The organism is Streptomyces aurantiaciflavus, from assembly GCF_049808595.1.
Lineage (GTDB): Bacteria > Actinomycetota > Actinomycetes > Streptomycetales > Streptomycetaceae > Streptomyces.
In genome coordinates, this window is the sequence record NZ_JBNCAQ010000001.1 from 312,219 (window position 1) to 329,610 (window position 17,392).

At 71.1% G+C, this 17,392-nt stretch carries 16 protein-coding genes; 5 read left to right on the forward strand and 11 right to left on the reverse strand.

What is annotated here, in order from left to right; all coding sequences use genetic code 11:
* Positions 1-353: 353 nt before the first annotated feature.
* The 5 genes from ACPT94_RS01395 to ACPT94_RS01415 all read right to left on the reverse strand — a co-directional run bounded on the left by ACPT94_RS01395 (position 354) and on the right by ACPT94_RS01415 (position 5,682).
* Complete coding sequence (locus ACPT94_RS01395) at positions 354-605, reverse strand: hypothetical protein (protein WP_360336719.1); 252 nt, start codon at positions 603-605, stop codon at positions 354-356.
* A 230-nt stretch (positions 606-835) separates the two neighbouring features.
* Complete coding sequence (locus tag ACPT94_RS01400) at positions 836-1,117, reverse strand: hypothetical protein (RefSeq protein WP_360336721.1); 282 nt, start codon at positions 1,115-1,117, stop codon at positions 836-838.
* Between the two features lie 432 nt (positions 1,118-1,549).
* Entirely contained in the window at positions 1,550-1,834 is a 285-nt protein-coding gene (locus ACPT94_RS01405) for a hypothetical protein (RefSeq protein ID WP_360336723.1), read from the reverse strand.
* A 327-nt stretch (positions 1,835-2,161) separates the two neighbouring features.
* Entirely contained in the window at positions 2,162-3,034 is an 873-nt protein-coding gene (locus ACPT94_RS01410) for an ABC transporter permease (protein WP_425244875.1), read from the reverse strand.
* A complete protein-coding gene (locus ACPT94_RS01415) occupies positions 3,031-5,682 on the reverse strand; it encodes an alpha/beta fold hydrolase (protein ID WP_425244876.1) in 2,652 nt (883 codons plus the stop codon). The genes ACPT94_RS01410 and ACPT94_RS01415 overlap by 4 nt, the downstream gene beginning before the upstream one ends.
* A gap of 228 nt (positions 5,683-5,910) precedes the next feature.
* Between ACPT94_RS01415 and ACPT94_RS01420 the strand changes: the two genes are divergently transcribed.
* The gene (locus ACPT94_RS01420) at positions 5,911-6,741 is read left to right on the forward strand and encodes an SCO4651 family lipoprotein (protein WP_425244877.1); all 831 of its coding nucleotides are present in this window, start codon (positions 5,911-5,913) and stop codon (positions 6,739-6,741) included.
* A gap of 77 nt (positions 6,742-6,818) precedes the next feature.
* On the opposite strand, the gene mmsA is transcribed toward ACPT94_RS01420, so the two are convergent.
* From mmsA to iolC, 5 genes are read right to left on the reverse strand one after another with little or no spacing between them, the layout of a single operon-like run.
* Complete coding sequence (mmsA, locus tag ACPT94_RS01425) at positions 6,819-8,321, reverse strand: CoA-acylating methylmalonate-semialdehyde dehydrogenase (RefSeq protein ID WP_425244878.1); 1,503 nt, start codon at positions 8,319-8,321, stop codon at positions 6,819-6,821.
* A gap of 14 nt (positions 8,322-8,335) precedes the next feature.
* Complete coding sequence (gene iolD / locus ACPT94_RS01430) at positions 8,336-10,219, reverse strand: 3D-(3,5/4)-trihydroxycyclohexane-1,2-dione acylhydrolase (decyclizing) (protein WP_425244879.1); 1,884 nt, start codon at positions 10,217-10,219, stop codon at positions 8,336-8,338.
* Positions 10,216-11,055: a 5-deoxy-glucuronate isomerase gene (gene iolB / locus ACPT94_RS01435; protein WP_360336735.1), complete on the reverse strand. Its 840-nt coding sequence runs from the start codon at positions 11,053-11,055 to the stop codon at positions 10,216-10,218. Before iolB ends, iolD begins: the two co-directional genes overlap by 4 nt.
* Positions 11,056-11,062: 7 nt before the next feature.
* The gene (locus ACPT94_RS01440) at positions 11,063-11,944 is read right to left on the reverse strand and encodes a Cgl0159 family (beta/alpha)8-fold protein (RefSeq protein ID WP_360336737.1); all 882 of its coding nucleotides are present in this window, start codon (positions 11,942-11,944) and stop codon (positions 11,063-11,065) included.
* Positions 11,941-12,891, reverse strand: coding sequence for a 5-dehydro-2-deoxygluconokinase (iolC, locus tag ACPT94_RS01445; RefSeq protein ID WP_425244880.1), 951 nt, complete (start codon positions 12,889-12,891; stop codon positions 11,941-11,943). The genes ACPT94_RS01440 and iolC overlap by 4 nt, the downstream gene beginning before the upstream one ends.
* A gap of 150 nt (positions 12,892-13,041) precedes the next feature.
* Between iolC and ACPT94_RS01450 the strand changes: the two genes are divergently transcribed.
* The 4 genes from ACPT94_RS01450 (at position 13,042) to ACPT94_RS01465 (ending at position 16,333) form a co-directional block, all read left to right on the forward strand.
* On the forward strand, positions 13,042-13,959 hold the full coding sequence (locus tag ACPT94_RS01450; protein WP_360336741.1) for a sugar phosphate isomerase/epimerase family protein: 918 nt from the start codon (positions 13,042-13,044) through the stop codon (positions 13,957-13,959).
* A gap of 319 nt (positions 13,960-14,278) precedes the next feature.
* Positions 14,279-15,139 carry a helix-turn-helix domain-containing protein gene (locus ACPT94_RS01455; protein ID WP_425244916.1) on the forward strand — a complete coding sequence of 287 codons (861 nt, stop codon included), beginning with the start codon at positions 14,279-14,281 and terminating at the stop codon, positions 15,137-15,139.
* 352 nt (positions 15,140-15,491) lie between these two features.
* Complete coding sequence (locus ACPT94_RS01460; RefSeq protein WP_360336743.1) at positions 15,492-15,692, forward strand: helix-turn-helix transcriptional regulator; 201 nt, start codon at positions 15,492-15,494, stop codon at positions 15,690-15,692.
* Positions 15,693-15,769: 77 nt separating this feature from the next.
* Positions 15,770-16,333 (forward strand): GNAT family N-acetyltransferase, encoded by a 564-nt coding sequence (locus ACPT94_RS01465; RefSeq protein WP_360336745.1) that lies wholly within the window; start codon positions 15,770-15,772, stop codon positions 16,331-16,333.
* Here the strand turns inward: ACPT94_RS01465 and ACPT94_RS01470 are convergent.
* Positions 16,314-17,357, reverse strand: a complete 1,044-nt coding sequence (locus tag ACPT94_RS01470; protein ID WP_425244881.1) for a zinc-dependent alcohol dehydrogenase family protein — start codon at positions 17,355-17,357, stop codon at positions 16,314-16,316. The genes ACPT94_RS01465 and ACPT94_RS01470 overlap by 20 nt on opposite strands.
* Positions 17,358-17,392 lie beyond the last annotated feature (35 nt).

A 17,392-nucleotide genomic window follows, 5' to 3' on the forward strand; every position in this document is an offset into this window, starting at 1 on the left:
CGCTTTCCCGCTCTCCGGGCAACGCGGATAGATAATTACATCACTCATGTGACCTCCGAAGCGCGATTCGGCCCACATCCCTCTTCGACAGGAGGATGGAATCGATGCTGCATCAGAAGTAAACCGCTGGATCAAGCGGGTGACTCCCTTACGGACGAGTAGCCTTCGAGCTTCATCCGAATAGCCCCGCATTGACTGCTGATGTGAATTGCGCTGATCGGATGGTATCGGGCGGGAAAAGGAGGAAGCGGCCATCAGGATGATGACCGCTTCACGCACCAGGGCCCCTCCACGCATACGCGGAGGGGCCCGGCTTCATTCACTTCTGGACCAGGGTCCGGACGATCGTCCGATCACTTGCGTGGAGCCGCCTGCGTGCAGAAGTTCCCGATATTCGTGATGCTGTCGCCCCCGATGGTGACCGGCACACTGACCGTGATCAGGGATGAGTTGAATGCCTGTTCACAGTTCAGGAACTGCGCGTTTTCGATGGTGGCGTCGGGCTGGTCGCCGCCGTCGTTGTGGGCCTGGGCCACACCGGCACCCGTCAGGCCGATGCTACTGATGGCGGTAGTCACCAGCATGACCTTCTTGAACATGCGCACGCATATCTCCATGGATTGACTCGCGGCCACCACGAAACGTCATGGCCTCGATCGGCGCAGCAAAGGGGATGTCGAGCCCTTACCGCCTCGACATCCCCTGCTCCGCGCATTGCTGACCCTCGCCCCCGCGACCCCGAGCGGACAACGATCAGGGCGTCCGACGCGGCAAGGACCTGAGGAGCGGGTCTCGCCGCTGGAAGTGCGAGACCGGAACTCCAGGGCGGCTGGGATCAGCCCCCGATCACCGTGCAGAAGTTGCCGACGAGCTGGGTCTCGTCCCCACCGTTGGCCCCGGCGCCGGGCGCGAAGGCGGTGCCGCCGTCGAACGACTGCTCGCAGTCCACGACCTGCAGGTTGTCGACGGCGAACGGGAACGGGAACGGGTCGTCGTAGTCGTGGCCACCGGTGGCGCTGGCAACCCCGCTGCCGACGAGGCCGAGGCCGCCGACCATGACCGCTACGGCCGCAGCCTTCTTGAGCTTGTTCATGACGTCTCCGATTTCTTCACGCACACGGCCCTCCTTACGGTCCGTGTCCGGCTCGTCACAGACGCTAACACAGTCCCCTCTTAACGCACCATTTCCGACACACCCGATTAAGCGACACTTATTTGGCTATGCGCTTTTTACGACAATCGGAGAGGTGGACCGCGCCGGGACAGCCGGCACAGAGGCCACAACAGAGGGCCCATAACAGAGGGCGTAAAACAGAGTGCCTCCGACAGGCGCTGGGAAGCAGGAGCATGAATGCCCTGGTTCACACCGGTCGAAGGCACTTTCCGTTCGCACCCGGAAGCGCAACGCATTCCGGGGTCAATCACCCTCGGGCGGCGGCACCACCCGGGGGTCAGCCGGCTCCCCACAGGGGGCACCCGACGCAACAGGAACCGGGGAGCGCGTCTCACACCGCAGGCACGAGACCCGACTCCCCGCCGCGTCCTGGGATCAGTCGCCGACGCCGCCGACCACCGTGCAGAAGTTGCCGATGAACTGGTTCTGGTCGCCAGTGCCGGCCCCGCCGCCGGGAGCGAAGGCGGTGCCGCCTTCGAAGTCCTGGTCGCAGTCCACGACCTGCAGGTTGTTGATGGCGAACGGGAACGGGTCGTCGTAGTCGTGGCCACCGGTGGCGCTGGCAACCCCGCTGCCGGCGAGGCCGAGGCCGCCGACCATGGCCGCTACGGCCGCAGCCTTCTTGAGCTTGTTCATCACGTCTCCGATTTCTTCACGCACACGACCCTCCTTACGGACCGTGTCCGGCTCGTCACAGACGCTAACACAGGCCTCACTTAACGCACCATTTCCGACACACCCGATTGAGTACTACTAATCAAGGTATGCACCTTTTACGACAACCGGAGTAACGGCATCACACCGCAGCCGGGCGGCGACCCTTCAGGGCAAATGGAGGAAACGGGCGAGGAAATCCCAGCGTGCGTCTCTGCGGTCCCCGCAATTGCCGTCGCTGCCTTCGGCCTTGTCCGGGCATGGTTGTGGCCGCGGGGGATCGGGAAATCACCTCGCGGCCGGTAAATGCGCGCTACGGGAGCGTTGCGCGGCCTAGGACACCACGTCCTTGCGGGCGAACCCGCGGAAGGCCAGGGCGAACAGCACCACCGCGTACGTCAGGGAGATCGCGGTGCCCTGGATCATGCCGGACCACTCCGGCGTGGGCTGGACGGCGTCGGCCCAGGCGAACTGCCAGTGTGCGGGCAGGAAGTCGCGCCAGTCGCCGAGCGCGGTGACGGCGTCGAGGACGTTGCCGACGATGGTCAGGCCGACGGCGCCGCCGACCGCGCCGAGCGGGGCGTCCGTCTTCGTCGACAGCCAGAACGCGAGCCCCGCGGTGACCAGTTGGGACACGAAGACGTACGCCACGACCACCACGAGCCGCTGGGCGGCGGTGCCCGAGTCGAGCGCGCCGCCGGTGGGCAGCTGGAGCGGGCCCCAGCCGTAGGCGGCGGTGCCGACGGCGAGGGCGACGACGGGCAGCAGGACCATCGCGGCCAGGCTGAGGCCGAGCCCGACGACGAGCTTGGACCACAGGAGGCGGGCTCGGGGCACGGGCGCGGCGAGGAGGTAGCGCAGGGAGGACCAGCTCGCCTCGGAGGCGACCGTGTCCCCGCAGAACAGGGCGACGGGGATGACCAGGAGGAAGCCCGCCGACACGAACAGGTTCACCGCGGCGAAGTTGGCGCCGGACGCGGTCGCCGTGTCCATCAGGGTCACCTGGCCGCCTCGGCCGTCCGGATCGCCGCCGATCGCGAAGGCGGCGAGCAGGACGAACGGCAGGGCGGCCAGGATGCCGCCCATGATCAGCGTGCGACGGCGCTTGAGCTGGCGGACCAGCTCGACCCGCAGCGGCAGGGTGCGCGACGCCCGGTAGCCGGAGGCGTTCTGCACGGGCTCGGCCCGCTCGGTGAGCGTGCTCATGCGGAGCCTCCGATCAGGGTGAGGAACGCGTCTTCCAGGCGGCGGTGGGGGCCGACCGCCTGAACGGGCACGTCGAGCCGGACGAGTTCGGCGACCAGGCGCTGGGCGGTGCCGTCGGCGTCGAGGCGGACCAGGAGGCCCGGTCCGTCGTCGAGCCGCGCGGCCGAGGCGACACCGGGCAGCGCGGCCACCTTCTCGACGACCGGCTCCTCCACGGGCGTGGCGGTGCCGACGAGGAGGGTGTCGCCGGAGCCGATGATCTCGCCGACCGGCCCGGCCTGCACGAGCCGGCCCCGGTCCATGACCACGAGGTGAGTGCAGGACTGCTCGACCTCCGCCAGCAGGTGGCTGGAGACGATCACCGTGCGGCCGGCGGCCGCGTACCGGATCATCACCTCGCGCATCTCGCGGATCTGGGGCGGGTCCAGGCCGTTGGTCGGCTCGTCGAGGATGAGCAGGTCCGGCAGGCCGAGCATGGCCTGGGCGATGGCGAGGCGCTGGCGCATGCCCTGCGAGTAGGTGCGGACCGCGCGCGCGAGGGCGTCGCCGAGGCCGGCGATCTCCAGCGCCTCGTCGAGGTGGGCGTCCTCGGGCGGGCGGCCGGTGGCCTGCCAGTACAGCTCCAGGTTCTCCCGGCCCGAGAGGTGCGGCAGGAAGCCCGCGCCCTCCACGAAGGCACCGACCCGGGAGAGGACGGGGGCGCCGGGGCGGATGGCGTGGCCGAAGACGCGGATCTCGCCGCCGTCCGGCTTGATCAGGCCCATCAGCATGCGGAGCGTGGTGGTCTTGCCCGCACCGTTGGGGCCCAGGAGGCCCAGCACCTGGCCCTTCTCCACGCGGAAGGACAGGTCGCGCACCGCGTACCGGTCCGTCGACCTCGCGTACCGCTTGCCGAGGTCGGTGATCTGGAGCGGGACCTCGGCCAGCTCGGGGTCGGGGGCGGGTGTGGCGGTGCGGCGGCGGCCCGTCACCACCAGGGCCAGGGCGATCAGCACGCCCGCGAGGGGCAGCCACCACACCCAGGACGGCAGCGGTGCGGCCGCGGTGCTCACACCGGGGGCGGTGGGCACCTTCAGGTCGCCCTTCACGGAGACGGTGTACGTCGCCGGGGCCATCGGGGAGGCGTAGCCGAGGTCGGTGGAGGCGAGGACCAGGCGCAGGCGGTGGCCCTTGTCGACCTCGTGGTCGATCGCCGGGAGGGTGATCGTCACGTCCTTGCCGGCCTTGGCGCCCTCGACCCGGATCGGGGCGACGAGCTGGGAGGGCAGGACCTGCTGGGTGCCGTTCGGGCCGACGTCGTAGACCTTGCCGAAGAGGACGGCGTCGTCGGTCGTCGACTTCACGTGGACGGTGACGGTCGGGGAGCCGGTGATCCGCAGGTCGTCCGTGACCGGCGCCGACTGGAACGCGGCGAACTGGCCGGGGAAGTCGAGGGAGACGCCGACACCGAGGGAGGACAGCTGGGCGAGGCCGCCGGCGCCGCCGAGGCCGGGCAGGGCGGAGACGGCGGGCGGGGTGGCGCCGGGCGGGTTGGTGACGGTCTGCTCGCGGCCGGTCAGCGCGATCGAGCGGTCGCCGCTGTCGAGGCCCGGGTAGGTGTCGTCGCTCGCGCCGCGCAGCAGTGCCGCGCCGTCGGTGGAGTCGACGCCTCCCGTGCGGGTGACGCGGAAGGCCGGGCCGGTGTCGGCGGATTCGTCGTTCTTGAGGTAGCGGTCGAACCAGGACGTCACCCGCGCCTGCACGCGGCTCGTCTCCATGTCGCCGCCGTCGTGGCCGCCCGCGATCCAGTCGACGTCGACGGGGGCGCCGTTGGCTCGGATCGCCTTCGCGGCGGCGTCGGACTGGGCGAGCGTGAAGAGGGAGTCGCTCTGGCCCTGTATCAGCAGGGTGGGCACCTTGATGCGGTCGCCGACGGCGGACGGCGAGCGTTCCTCCAGCAGCTTGCGGGCGGCCGCGTCGGGGGTGCCGGACTCGGCGACCCGCTCGTACATCGCGCACAGCGCGGGCTCGAACTTGGCGCAGCCGCCGCCGGTGTTGAAGAAGATGCCGGTCCACAGCTTCTTGAAGACGCCGTCGGGGAACAGGGCGTCCGCGAGGTTCCAGTAGGTGATCGCGGGGGCTATGGCGTCGACGCGGTCGTCGTACCCGGCGGCGAGCAGGGAGATCGCACCGCCGTAGGAGGCGCCGGCCACGCCGACGCGCGGGTCGCCCTTCCTGTCCAGCTGGACCTGGGGTTGCTGGGCGAGCCAGTCGATCAGCTGGGAGACGTCGGCGACCTCGCCCTTTGGGTCGTTCAGCCCGATCCTGCCGGTCGACCCGCCGAAGCCGCGGGCCGACCAGGTCAGCACCGCGTACCCGTGGCGGGCCAGGTCCTCGGCCTGCTGCCGGACGTCGTCCTTGCTGCCGCCGAAGCCGTGCCCGAGGAGGACGGCGGGACGGCGGCCGTCGGAGCCGGAGGTGAAGTACGAGGTGTCCAGGCGCACCCCGTCCACGGCCATGACCCGGTCGGCGCGGTGCACCGGGGGCGCCTCGTCGGAGGCGACGGCCGTCCAGGTCCCTGCGCCGGCCAGCACGGCGACGGCGGCCGCGGCGGCCAGGAGCCGTCGCGGCCGCCGCGGTCCCCGGAGTCCGGGCAGTCGAAGATCCATGCGTCAACGGTACGGGGTGAACCTGTCGGGGAGTTGTCGACCGGAGAGCGAACCGGCACCCCTCCCGAGGGCGTACGGGACCATGTCGCGTACTGCGGGCGCGGTACACGGCGGTACCCATGTGGGGCGGGCGTCGGAAAAAGGTGAGGCGTCCGGAACCGGGGGCTGTCAGTGTGTGTCGCTAGGGTCGGGAGACACAGAGGATTCACAGCGACGGGGTGGGGACCGATGAAGTTGAAGTACACCGCTGCCTGGGTGGGGGTCACGTCGGCGGCGATGTTCGTGGTGTCGGCGTGCGGCGCGGACAGCGTGAAGCAGGCGGCCGACGCCGTCGACAAGACCGACACCGTCATGGCGGCGCTCGCGCGCGCCACCGACCGCACCGAGCAGGTGGGGTCGGCCGAGGTGAAGATGACCACCGACCTGGGCACGGGCGCCCCGGTCACCATGGAGGGCACGTACTCCTGGGGTGACGGGTACGCGTTCGACGTCGAGATGGACACCGCGGCCGCGCAGATGCAGCAGCTCCAGGACGCGCCGACGATGCGCATGCTGTTCGTGGACGGCGCCTACTACTACGACGTCGATCCCCAGGCCGACGGTCCGCTCGCGGGCAAGGAGTGGATGAGGATCGACGGGTCGGCCGTCTTCGGCAAGCAGGGCGCGCAGGCCCTGAGCGGCAGCAACGGCAGCCCGTCGGCGTCCATGAAGGGCCTGAAGTACGCCAAGGACGTCGAAGACCTCGGCGAGGAAACCGTGAACGGGCAGAGCACGACCCACTACCGGGCCGTGATCGGCCAGGACCAGATGGGCAAGCTCAAGGACGCCTACGGCGACCAGAACAGCCTCTTCGGCTCGGTGACCGGCGGCGCGTCCTCGATCACCATGGAGGTCTGGGTCGGCGACAAGGACCTGCCGGTGCGCCTGGTCCAGCAGGTCGGCGCCATGAAGGTCACCATGGACTTCGAGAAGTTCGGCAAGACCGCCGACGTGCAGGCGCCGCCGGCGGCGCAGACCGGTGACCTCACCAAGGTGCTCGAGGAAGCCGGCAAGCAGTAGGGGCGACCGCGGCTGGACGCGGCGGTGCCCCGCCCTCCCCTCACGGGGACGACGGGGCACCGTACGGCCTGTGCGGCTCAGTGGTTGCGCGGGAAGCCCAAGTCCACGCCCGCCGGGGCGTCGGCCGGGTCGGGCCAGCGGGTGGTGACGACCTTGCCGCGGGTGTAGAAGTGCGTGCCGTCGTTGCCGTAGATGTGGTGGTCGCCGAAGAGGGAGTCCTTCCAGCCGCCGAAGCTGTGGTAGCCGACGGGGACCGGGATCGGGACGTTCACGCCGACCATGCCGGCCTCGATCTCCAGCTGGAAGCGGCGGGCGGCGCCGCCGTCCCGGGTGAAGATCGCGGTGCCGTTGCCGAACGGCGAGTTGTTGATGAGGGCCACGCCCTCCTCGTAGGTGTCCACGCGGAGCACGCACAGCACCGGGCCGAAGATCTCGTCCTGGTAGGCCTTCGCGGACGTCGGCACCTTGTCCAGCAGCGAGATGCCGATCCAGTGGCCGTCCTCGAAGCCGTCGACGGTGTAGCCGGTGCCGTCGAGGATCACCTCGGCGCCCTCGGCCGCCGCGCCGGTGACGTAGGAGGCCACCTTGTCGCGGTGGACCTTCGTGATCAGCGGGCCCATCTCGGAGGTCGGGTCGTTGCCGGGGCCGATCTTGATCTTCTCGGCGCGCTCGCGGATCTTCTCCACCAGCTCGTCGCCGATCGCGCCGACGGCCACGACCGCGGAGATGGCCATGCAGCGCTCGCCCGCCGAGCCGTAGGCCGCGGAGACCGCCGCGTCGGCGGCCGCGTCGAGGTCGGCGTCGGGCAGGACCAGCATGTGGTTCTTGGCGCCGCCCAGGGCCTGGACGCGCTTGCCGTTGGCGGAGGCGGTGGTGTGGATGTAGCGGGCGATCGGGGTCGAGCCGACGAAGGAGACGGCCTTGACGTCCGGGTGCTCCAGGAGACGGTCGACGGCCACCTTGTCGCCGTGGACGACGTTGAACACGCCGTCCGGCAGACCGGCTTCGGCCAGCAGCTCGGCGATCTTGATGGACGCCGACGGGTCCTTCTCGGACGGCTTGAGCACGAAGGTGTTGCCGCACGCGATGGCGATCGGGAACATCCACATCGGCACCATCGCCGGGAAGTTGAACGGCGTGATACCGGCGACGACACCCAGCGGCTGGCGGATCGACGACACGTCGACACGGCTCGCGACCTGCGTCGACAGCTCGCCCTTCAGCTGCACGTTGATGCCGCAGGCCAGGTCGACGATCTCCAGGCCGCGCGCGACCTCGCCGAGAGCGTCGCTGTGCACCTTGCCGTGCTCGGCGGTGATCAGCTCGGCGATGGCGTCACGGTTGGCGTCCAGCAGGGCGCGGAAGCGGAAGAGGATCTCCGTGCGCTTGGCCAGCGACGACTGGCCCCAGGTCGCGAAGGCGTCCTTGGCGGCCGCGACCGCCGCGTCCACCTCGTCGACCGTCGCGAACGCGACCTTCGTGGTGACCGCGCCGGTCGCCGGGTCGGTGACCGGCCCGAACGTACCCGACGCGCCTTCGACGGTCTTGCCGCCGATCCAGTGGTTGACGATCTTCGTCATGCCCAGTTACTCCTTCACAGATGGCGGCGTCGGGTCGAGACGTGCCGTTCGTACAGCTCACGGGCCTTGACCGCGGACGATCGGGTCGCGGTCTCGGCGACGGGTACATCCCACCAGGCCTGCGCCGGAGGCGCGCCCGACACTGTGTCTGCCGTTTGGGTCTCGACGTAGACACAAGTGGGAGTGTCGGCGGCCCGGGCCTCGGCGAGGGCCTCGCGCAGATCCCGGACGGTCTTGGCGCGCAGCACGCGCATGCCCAGGCTCGCGGCGTTGGCGGCCAGGTCGACGGGGAGCGGGGCGCCCGTGAAGGTGCCGTCGTCGCTCCGGTAGCGGTAGGCGGTGCCGTAGCGCTCACCGCCGGTCTCCTCGGACAGGCCGCCGATGGACGCGTACCCGTGGTTCTGCACGAGCAGGATCTTGATCGCGACGCCTTCCTGCACCGCGGTCACGATCTCCGTCGGCATCATCAGGTACGTGCCGTCGCCGACCAGCGCCCACACGGGACGGTCGGGCGCGGCCAGCTTCACGCCGAGCGCGGCCGGGATCTCGTAGCCCATGCACGAGTAGCCGTACTCCAGGTGGTACTGGTCCCGCGAGCGCGCCCGCCACAGCTTGTGCAGGTCGCCCGGGAGCGAGCCGGCCGCGTTGATGATGACGTCCGTCTCGTCGACGAGCGCGTCCAGCGCGCCCAGCACCTGCGGCTGGGTCGGGCGCACGTCCGGCTCGTCGGCCTCGTAGCAGGCGTCGACGCGCTGCTCCCAGCGCTCCTTGTCCTCGGTGTACTCGGAGACGTAGGCGTCGGTGACCCGGTGGGCGTGCAGTTGCAGGGCCTCGGTCAGCTCCTGGAGGCCGCTGCGGGCGTCCGCGACGAGCGGGAGTCCGGCGAGCTTGTGGCCGTCGAAGGCGGCGATGTTGAGGTTGAGGAAGCGGACACCGTCGCCGGCGAACAGGGTGTTGGAGGCGGTGGTGAAGTCGGTGTACCGCGTCCCGACGCCGATCACCAGGTCGGCCGTGCGGGCCAGTTCGTCCGCCGTCGCCGTGCCGGTGTGGCCGACGCCGCCGACGTCCTGGGGGTGGTCGTAGCGCAGGGAGCCCTTGCCGGCCTGGGTGGAGGCGACCGGGATTCCGGTGGCCTCGGCGAACTCGGCGAGGGCCTCCTCGGCGCGGCTGTGGTGGACACCGCCGCCGGCGATGACCAGCGGGCGGCGGGCCGCCCTGATCACGCGGACCGCCTCGGCGAGTTCCGCGGGGTCGGCGCCCGGGCGGCGTACGGTCCAGGTGCGCTCGGCGAAGAACTCGTCGGGCCAGTCGTAGGCCTCGGCCTGGACGTCCTGGGGAAGGGCCAGGGTCACGGCCCCCGTCTCCACCGGGTCCGTCAGGACGCGCATCGCCTGGAGGGCGGCCGGGATGAGGGCCTCCGGTCGGGTCACGCGGTCGAAGTACCTCGACACCGGGCGCAGGGAGTCGTTGACGGACACGTCGCCCGCGTACGGCACTTCGAGCTGCTGCAGGACCGGGTCCGCCGGGCGGGTCGCGAAGATGTCGCCGGGGAGGAGGAGGACCGGGAGGTGGTTGATGGTGGCGAGGGCGGCGCCGGTGACCAGGTTGGTGGCGCCCGGGCCGATCGACGTCGTCACCGCGTGGGTGGACAGGCGGTTGGACTGGCGGGCGTAGCCGACGGCCGCGTGGACCATCGACTGCTCGTTGCGGCCCTGGTGGTAGGGCATGACGTCGGCGTACTCGACGAGCGCCTGGCCGAGGCCGGCGACGTTGCCGTGGCCGAAGATGCCCCAGGTCGCGCCGATCAGTCGCTGCCGGACGCCGTCGCGCTCGGTGTACTGGGCGGCCAGGAAGCGGACCAGCGCCTGTGCGACCGTCAGCCTCGTCGTTGAGGTCATCGGTACCCCTCCGTGTGCTCTGGGTGGAAGCAGATCCGCCATTCCCGGGTCGCGCCGGGACCGGCCATGACGTTCAGGTAGTACATGGCGTGGCCGGGCTGGGCGATCGACGGGCCGTGCCATCCGTCGGGGACGAGGACGGCGTCGCCGGAACGGACCTCGGCGAGGACGTCGGATCCGCCCTCACGCGAAGGGGATACGCGCTGGTAGCCGAAACCGTTCGGTCCGTCGATCTCGAAGTAGTAGATCTCCTCCAGCTCCGACTCCTCGCCGGGCCGGTGCTCGTCGTGCTTGTGCGGCGGGTACGAGGACCAGTTGCCGCCAGGGGTGATCACCTCGACGGCGATCAGCTTGTCGCAGTCGAAGGCGTCGGCGGAGGCGAAGTTGCGCACCAGGCGGGCGCAGCTGCCGCTGCCGCGTTCCTCGACGGGGACCTCCGGCGCGGGGCCGTAGCGGGCGGGGAGTCGTCGCTCGCACTTCGCTCCTGCCAGGGCGAAGCGGCCTCCCGCGCCGGAGGCGATCTGGGCCCGGGCGTCACGGGGAACGTACGCGAAGTCGGTGACCGACGCGAAAACGCTTTCCCTGCCCAGGAGTTGGAACTCTTCATCCGCCGTTCGCACGGTACATCCGCCTTCCAGCGGAAGCACGATCCACTCGCTGTCACCGGTGGTGAAGGTGTGCGTGCCACCGGGCGCCAGCTCGACGATCCGCAGACTGCTGTGGGTCCAGCCGGCCCTCTTGGGGTCGATGTCGAGGACGTAGTCCCCGTCGGCGGTCGTCCCCTTGGGGACGTACAGGTCGTCGTGGGTCGAGGCGTGCGGCTCTGTGTTCGTCATACGGCCCTCACAGCAGTCCTACGGCGGTGTCCACGGCGGCGGCCACGTCCCCGTCCGCCGGGTACAGCAGCGAACGTCCGACCACCAGGCCCCGGACGGTGGGCAGTTGCAGCGCCCCGCGCCACTTCTCGTACGCCCCGTCCTGGTCGTCGCCCACCTCGCCGCCCAGGAGCACGGCGGGGAGCGTGGAGGTCTCCATGACCTCGGCCATGTCGTCTGGGTTGTCGGTCACCGGCACCTTCAGCCAGGTGTAGGCCGAGCTGCCGCCGAGGCCGGAGGCGATGGCGATGGACCTGGTGACCGCCTCGGCGGACAGGTCGTTGCGCACCCGGCCCTCGTCCGTGCGGCGGGAGATGAACGGCTCGACGAAGATCGGGAGCCGGCGTGCGGCCATGTCGTCGATCGCGCGGGCGGTGGACTCCAGGGTGTTGAGGGAGCCCGGGTCGTCGTAGTCGATCCGCAGGAGCAGCTTGCCCGCGTCGAAACCGAGACGCTGTATGTCCTCGGCGCGGTGGCCGGTGAAGCGGTCGTCGAGTTCGAAGCTGGCGCCCTGGAGGCCGCCGCGGTTCATCGAGCCCATGACGACCTTGCCGTCGAGGGCGCCGAGGAGCAGCAGGTCGTCGAGGATGTCGGCGGTCGCGAGGACACCGTCGACGCCCGGCCGGGACAGCGCGAGGCAGAGGCGTTCGAGCAGATCGGCGCGGTTGGCCATGGCCAGCTTGCGGTCGCCGACACCGAGCGCGCCACGGGCCGGGTGGTCGGCGGCGACGATCATCAGCCGGCCGCTCGCGCCCAGCAGCGTCCGGCGGGTGCGGCGGGCGGCGGCCTCGGCGATCGCCTCGGGGTGGCGGGTGCGGGTGTGGACGAGCCCCGCGATGTCGACGGTCACCTGACGGCTCCTGCCGTGAGCGCCGTCTCGATCTCGTCGGGGGTCGGCATGGCCGAGGAGCACTCCAGGCGTGAGGCGACGATGGCTCCGGCGGCGTTGGCGTGGCGCATGATCTTCTCCAGGTCCCAGCCCGCGAGCAGACCGTGGCAGAGGGAGCCGCCGAAGGCGTCGCCGGCGCCCAGTCCGTTGAGGACGTTCACCGGGAGCGGGGGGACCTCGGCGGACTCGCCCTTGCTGTTGACGGCGAGGACGCCCTTGGGGCCCTGCTTGACGACCGCGAGCTCCACACCGGCGTCCAGCAGCGCCCGCGCGGCGGCGTGCGGTTCGCGCACTCCGGTGGCGACCTCCACCTCGTCGAGGTTGCCGACGGCGACGGTGGTGTGCTTCAGCGCCTCGGCGTAGAAGGGGCGGGCCGCGTCCGGGTCGGTCCAGAACATCGGGCGCCAGTCGAGGTCGAAGACGGTGGTGCCGGCCTTGGCGCGGTGGGCGAGCGCCGCCAGCGTCGCCGTACGGCTCGGCTCCTCGCTCAGGCCGGTGCCGGTGACCCAGAAGACGCGGGCCTCACGGATGGCGTCGAGCTCCAGCTCGTGGGCGTCGATCTCCAGGTCGGGGGCCTTGGGCTGCCGGTAGAAGTACAGCGGGAAGTCGTCCGGCGGGAAGATCTCGCAGAAGGTGACCGGGGTCGGCAGTCCGGGGACCGGGGTGACCCAGCGGTCGTCGACGCCGAAGCCGCGCAGTGCCTCGTGCAGGTAGGCGCCGAAGGGGTCGTCGCCGGTGCGGGTGATCACCGCGGTGCGCCGGCCGAGACGGGCCGCGGCGACGGCGACGTTGGTCGCGGAACCGCCCAGGAACTTCCCGAAGGACGTCACCCGCGCAAGCGGCACACCCGTCTGCAGCGGATAGAGGTCCACCCCGATCCGCCCCATGGTGATCAGGTCGTACGCCATCGGCTTCCCTTCGTGTCGGGCCGTCCCGGTCAGCGTCCCCGTTCGGCTCTCCACGGCTTTGTAGCCCGCGCGGCGGGCCCTGTCAATGTTTTGTCCAGACATTCGGACCAGCCCTTGACACCCCTCCGGGGAGACCGCACGCTGACGCCCATGACGTCGTTGTCACCTCAGTCCTCACTGTCCCGTATCCGGATCGGCTCGGCCCCCGACAGCTGGGGCGTCTGGTTCCCGGACGACCCGCAGCAGGTGCCGTGGCAGCGCTTCCTCGACGAGGTCGCGCTCTCCGGCTACGAGTGGATCGAGCTGGGCCCGTACGGGTACCTGCCGACCGACCCGGCCGTCCTCACCGAGGAGACGGCCGCACGCGGCCTGAAGGTGTCGGCCGGCACGGTCTTCACGGGGCTGCACCACGGCGAGGCGGTCTGGGAGAAGACCTGGGCGCACGTCGCGGACAACGCGGCGCTCGCGCAGGCCATGGGCGCCTCCCACCTGGTGGTCATCCCGTCCTTCTGGCGGGACGACAAGACCGGCGAGGTGCTGGAGCCGGACACGCTCACGCCCGAGCAGTGGCGGAACCTCACCTCCCTGACCGAGCGCCTCGGCCGAGAGGTGCGGGAGCGGTACGGGCTGCGCATCGTCGTGCACCCGCACGCCGACACGCACATCGACAGCGAGGAGAACGTGGTCCGGTTCCTCGACGGGACCGACTCCTCACTGGTGTCGCTCTGTCTCGACACCGGGCACTACGCGTACTGCGGTGGCGACAGCGTCAAGCTGATCGAGACGTACGGGGAGCGGATCGGGTACCTGCACCTCAAGCAGGTGGACCCGGAGATCCTGGCGGACGTGCGGGCGAAGGGGACGCCGTTCGGGCCGGCGGTCGCGCAGGGCGTGATGTGCGAGCCCCCTGCAGGGGTGCCCGCGCTGGGACCCGTGCTGGAGGCCGCGCAGAAGCTGGACGTCGACCTGTTCGCGATCGTGGAGCAGGACATGTACCCGTGTGAGCCGGACAAGCCGTTGCCCATCGCTCAGCGGACGCGGGCGTTTCTGCGGTCCTGCGGGGCGTAGCCCTCCGGGGGTTGAGCGGGGCGCACTCATGTGCCGGGCTCTGTCATCGTGCGTGTGCGGCGCGTTCGTGGCTTGTCGCGCAGTTCCCCGCGCCCCTTGACAGCGCTTTCGTTGCCCGTGGCCGGACGGCCCCGCGCCTCTTCGGGGCGCTGCCCTTCCGTGCCTTTCCCGGGCGTAGGAGCATGGGGCGATGGTGGGCGGCGAGGCGGTGCGGGTGCGGTCCGGCAGTGGGGTCGGGGGCGCGTGGGAAGTCGCCGTGGCGCGACCCCACCCCCGGCTCCTGCCCGGTGTGCTGAGTTATCGCGGGATCCGGCTCGCCCTGGACCGGCCCCGGCGCAGGCTGGAGACCCCGATCGGGGCGGTCACGTTGCTGTTGGGGTTCGAGGGGCCCGTTCGTATCTCGGGGGCGGGGCGGGTCACGGCCTTGCTGGTGTCGGTGTACTCCGGGCTGACGACGACTGCCGTCGTCGGTGAGCACGCCGGGCGCGTCGCGGGCGTGGAGGTGCTGCTCGCGCCCTGGGCCGCGTTCACCCTCTTCGGTACGCCGCAGCACGAACTCGCCGACCGCGTGGTCGATCCGGACGAACTGCCGCACGACCTGGGCGCCGGTGTCGGCGGACGGTGGCGCGGCACCGGTGAACTGGCCGCCGCGCTGACCGCGTTGCCGACCTGGGCGGAACGGTTCGGTCTGCTCGACGACGTGTTCGCGCGCTGGTCGGCGGCCGGGACGCCGAGTGCGGTGCGGGTACGGCGGGCCTGGTCGCTGCTGGTGCGGTCGGCGGGCGCGATACCGGTACCGCGGCTGGCCGAGGAGGTCGGCTGGAGCGTACGGCAGCTGGAGAACCGCTTCCGTGAGCAGATCGGGCTCGGTCCGAAGGCGGCGGCACGTGTCCTGCGGCTGCAACGGGCCCGCCGTCTGCTGGCGGCCGGGCGGGGCCTCGCGGAGACGGCGGCATCGTGCGGGTTCTACGACCAGGCCCATCTCAGCGGCGAGTTCAAGGCGATGACCGGGTTCACCCCGAGGCAGTTCACGGCGGCCCGGGGGCTGCCGGGGCAGGAAGCGCCGGTGGCGGACCAGGTGAGCGGGGACCGGTTGAACGGGGAGGCGACGAGCCTGGTGCTGCCGGTGTCGATGGGTGAGCGGGGTGCGGATTTCTCCAAGACCCGGCGTCCGCGGTGACTGCACGCTGAGCGTCCGGCCAGTTGCTCCGGGGGATGGCGGGGAAGCAGGTGGGCCGGGTCCGTCGCAGCGGACCCGGCCCATCTCCGCGTCCGGGGCCCTCCTCCCCCGCGTGTCAACGCGCCCCTCCGACAGACCCGCGTACGTCTCTGCGGCACCTCTGTCACAAATGACTCCCTTCCGTCACAGCTGTCGCGGTTACGCGGGCCCCGTGTCACACCCGGTCGACGGCCGTATGCGCGCGGTCACTCCGCGTCGTTGACAGGGCAATTGGCCTGGTGATCGCCAGCGCAGCGCCGGGCTCCCCGGGCGGCCTCCCGGCCGCCGCCCCCGCGCGCAGGGAGGTGCACTCATGACCGACCAAAGGCTCTGGTCCTACAAGGAGATCGCGGCACACATCAAGGTGCAGCCGGACACCGTACGGTCCTACCGCAAGCACGGCCTGCTGCCCCCACCCGACCATGTGGAGGGCGGCAAACTGTACTGGCACCCCGACACCATCCACGCGTGGGTGGCGTCACGGCCCGGCAATCGTGGCCGCAGAGGGGACTGATCCCCCTCCCCGCCGAGCGGTGGCCCGCCTCGAAAATCGTTCTGCGCCCCACTTCCGGGTGGGGCACAGTGCTGCGCATGGACTTCTCCGTCAAACCCGTGCTCACCGGCGAGAACACCGTGCTGCGGCCCTTCACCGAGGCCGACGCCGACGTGATGTGGGAGATCATCGGTGATCCCGAGGTCGTCCGCTTCACCTTCCCGCCGAACAGCGAACTCACCCCGGAGCGCCTGCGTGCCTGGTACGGCTCCCGGGCCGGGCAGCCCGACCGGCTCGACCTCGCCGTCGTCGACCGCGCCACCGGTGAACTCGTCGGCGAGGTCGTCCTGTACGAGTGGGATCGGGACGCCCGCAGCTGCACCTTCCGCACCCTGATCGGCCCAGGCGGCCGCGGCCGTGGACTGGGCACCGAGGCGACCCGGCTGATCGTCGGGCACGGCTTCGAGCAACTCGGCCTGCAACGGATCCAGTTGGAGCTGTACGGCGACAACGACCGGGCCCGGCACGTCTACGAGAAGGTCGGTTTCGTGGTGGAGGGGGTGCGGCGGGAGGCCGCGTTCCGTGAGGGCAAGTGGGTGGACGAGGTGCTGATGGCGGTCCTCGACCGGGAGTGGGCGGCGCTCACCTCCACGGCTCGATGACCGTCACGCCCGCCCCCGGCGCCGTCCCCATCGCCGCCAGCGCCTCCGGTACGGCGTCCAGCGGGATCGTCGACGTCACCAGCAGGTCGGGGCGCAGGACACCCGCCCGGACCAGCTCCAGCATCTCCGGGTAGGTGTGGGCGGCCATGCCGTGACTGCCGAGGAGTTCGAGTTCGAGGGCGATGGCGCGGGCCAGCGGCACGGGGGTCGTACCGTCCGGCGAGGGCAGCAGGCCCACCTGGACGTGGCGGCCCCGGCGGCGCAGGCCGTTCACCGAGGCGGCGCAGGTGGCGGGCGAGCCGAGGGCGTCGAGGGAGAGGTGGGCGCCGCCGGCGGTCAGGTCGCGGACCGCTGCCGCCGTGTCCGGCGTGCTCCGCCCGTCCACGCACTCCGCCGCGCCGAACCTGCGCGCCAGGTCCAGGGCTTTCGGGGACACGTCGACGGCGACCACCCTCGCCCCCGAAGCAGCCGCGATCATCACCGCCGACAGGCCCACCCCGCCGCAGCCGTGCACCGCCACCCACTCCCCCGCCGCGACCCGGCCCTGCTGCACGACCGCCCGGAACGCCGTGGCGAACCGGCAGCCGAGGGAGGCGGCGGTGCCGTAGGACAGGTCGCCGGGGACCGCGACCAGGTTCACGTCGGCGTGGTCCAGCGCCACGTACTGGGCGAAGGAGCCCCAGTGGGTGAAGCCGGGCTGGGTCTGACGCTCGCACACCTGGTGGTCGCCGGCCGCGCAGGACGGGCAGCTGCCGCAGCCGCACACGAACGGCACCGTCACCCGGTCGCCGGGGCTCCAGCGGGAGACCTGTGTCCCGACCTCCTCGACGACTCCGGCGAGTTCATGGCCGGGGACGTGCGGCAGGGTGATGTCCGGGTCGTGGCCCATCCAGCCGTGCCAGTCGCTGCGGCACAGACCGGTGGCCTCGACGCGCACCACCACTCCGTGCTCCGCGAGCCGCGGGTCCGCCACCTCCCGCACCTCGGCCGGCTCCCCGTACCGCTCGAACACCACAGCCCGCATGCGCCTTCGCCCTCGCCTTCGTCCACCGGATGACC

Excerpts from the sequence above, each read along its gene's own strand:
- ACPT94_RS01410 (WP_425244875.1), bottom strand. The coding sequence starts at position 3,034 with ATGAGCACGCTCACCGAGCGGGCCGAGCCCGTGCAGAACGCCTCCGGC.
- ACPT94_RS01415 (WP_425244876.1), bottom strand. The coding sequence starts at position 5,682 with ATGGATCTTCGACTGCCCGGACTCCGGGGACCGCGGCGGCCGCGACGG.
- ACPT94_RS01420 (WP_425244877.1), top strand. The coding sequence starts at position 5,911 with ATGAAGTTGAAGTACACCGCTGCCTGGGTGGGGGTCACGTCGGCGGCG.
- mmsA (WP_425244878.1), bottom strand. The coding sequence starts at position 8,321 with ATGACGAAGATCGTCAACCACTGGATCGGCGGCAAGACCGTCGAAGGC.
- iolD (WP_425244879.1), bottom strand. The coding sequence starts at position 10,219 with ATGACCTCAACGACGAGGCTGACGGTCGCACAGGCGCTGGTCCGCTTC.
- iolB (WP_360336735.1), bottom strand. The coding sequence starts at position 11,055 with ATGACGAACACAGAGCCGCACGCCTCGACCCACGACGACCTGTACGTC.
- iolC (WP_425244880.1), bottom strand. The coding sequence starts at position 12,891 with ATGGCGTACGACCTGATCACCATGGGGCGGATCGGGGTGGACCTCTAT.
- ACPT94_RS01450 (WP_360336741.1), top strand. The coding sequence starts at position 13,042 with ATGACGTCGTTGTCACCTCAGTCCTCACTGTCCCGTATCCGGATCGGC.
- ACPT94_RS01460 (WP_360336743.1), top strand. The coding sequence starts at position 15,492 with ATGACCGACCAAAGGCTCTGGTCCTACAAGGAGATCGCGGCACACATC.
- ACPT94_RS01465 (WP_360336745.1), top strand. The coding sequence starts at position 15,770 with ATGGACTTCTCCGTCAAACCCGTGCTCACCGGCGAGAACACCGTGCTG.
- ACPT94_RS01470 (WP_425244881.1), bottom strand. The coding sequence starts at position 17,357 with ATGCGGGCTGTGGTGTTCGAGCGGTACGGGGAGCCGGCCGAGGTGCGG.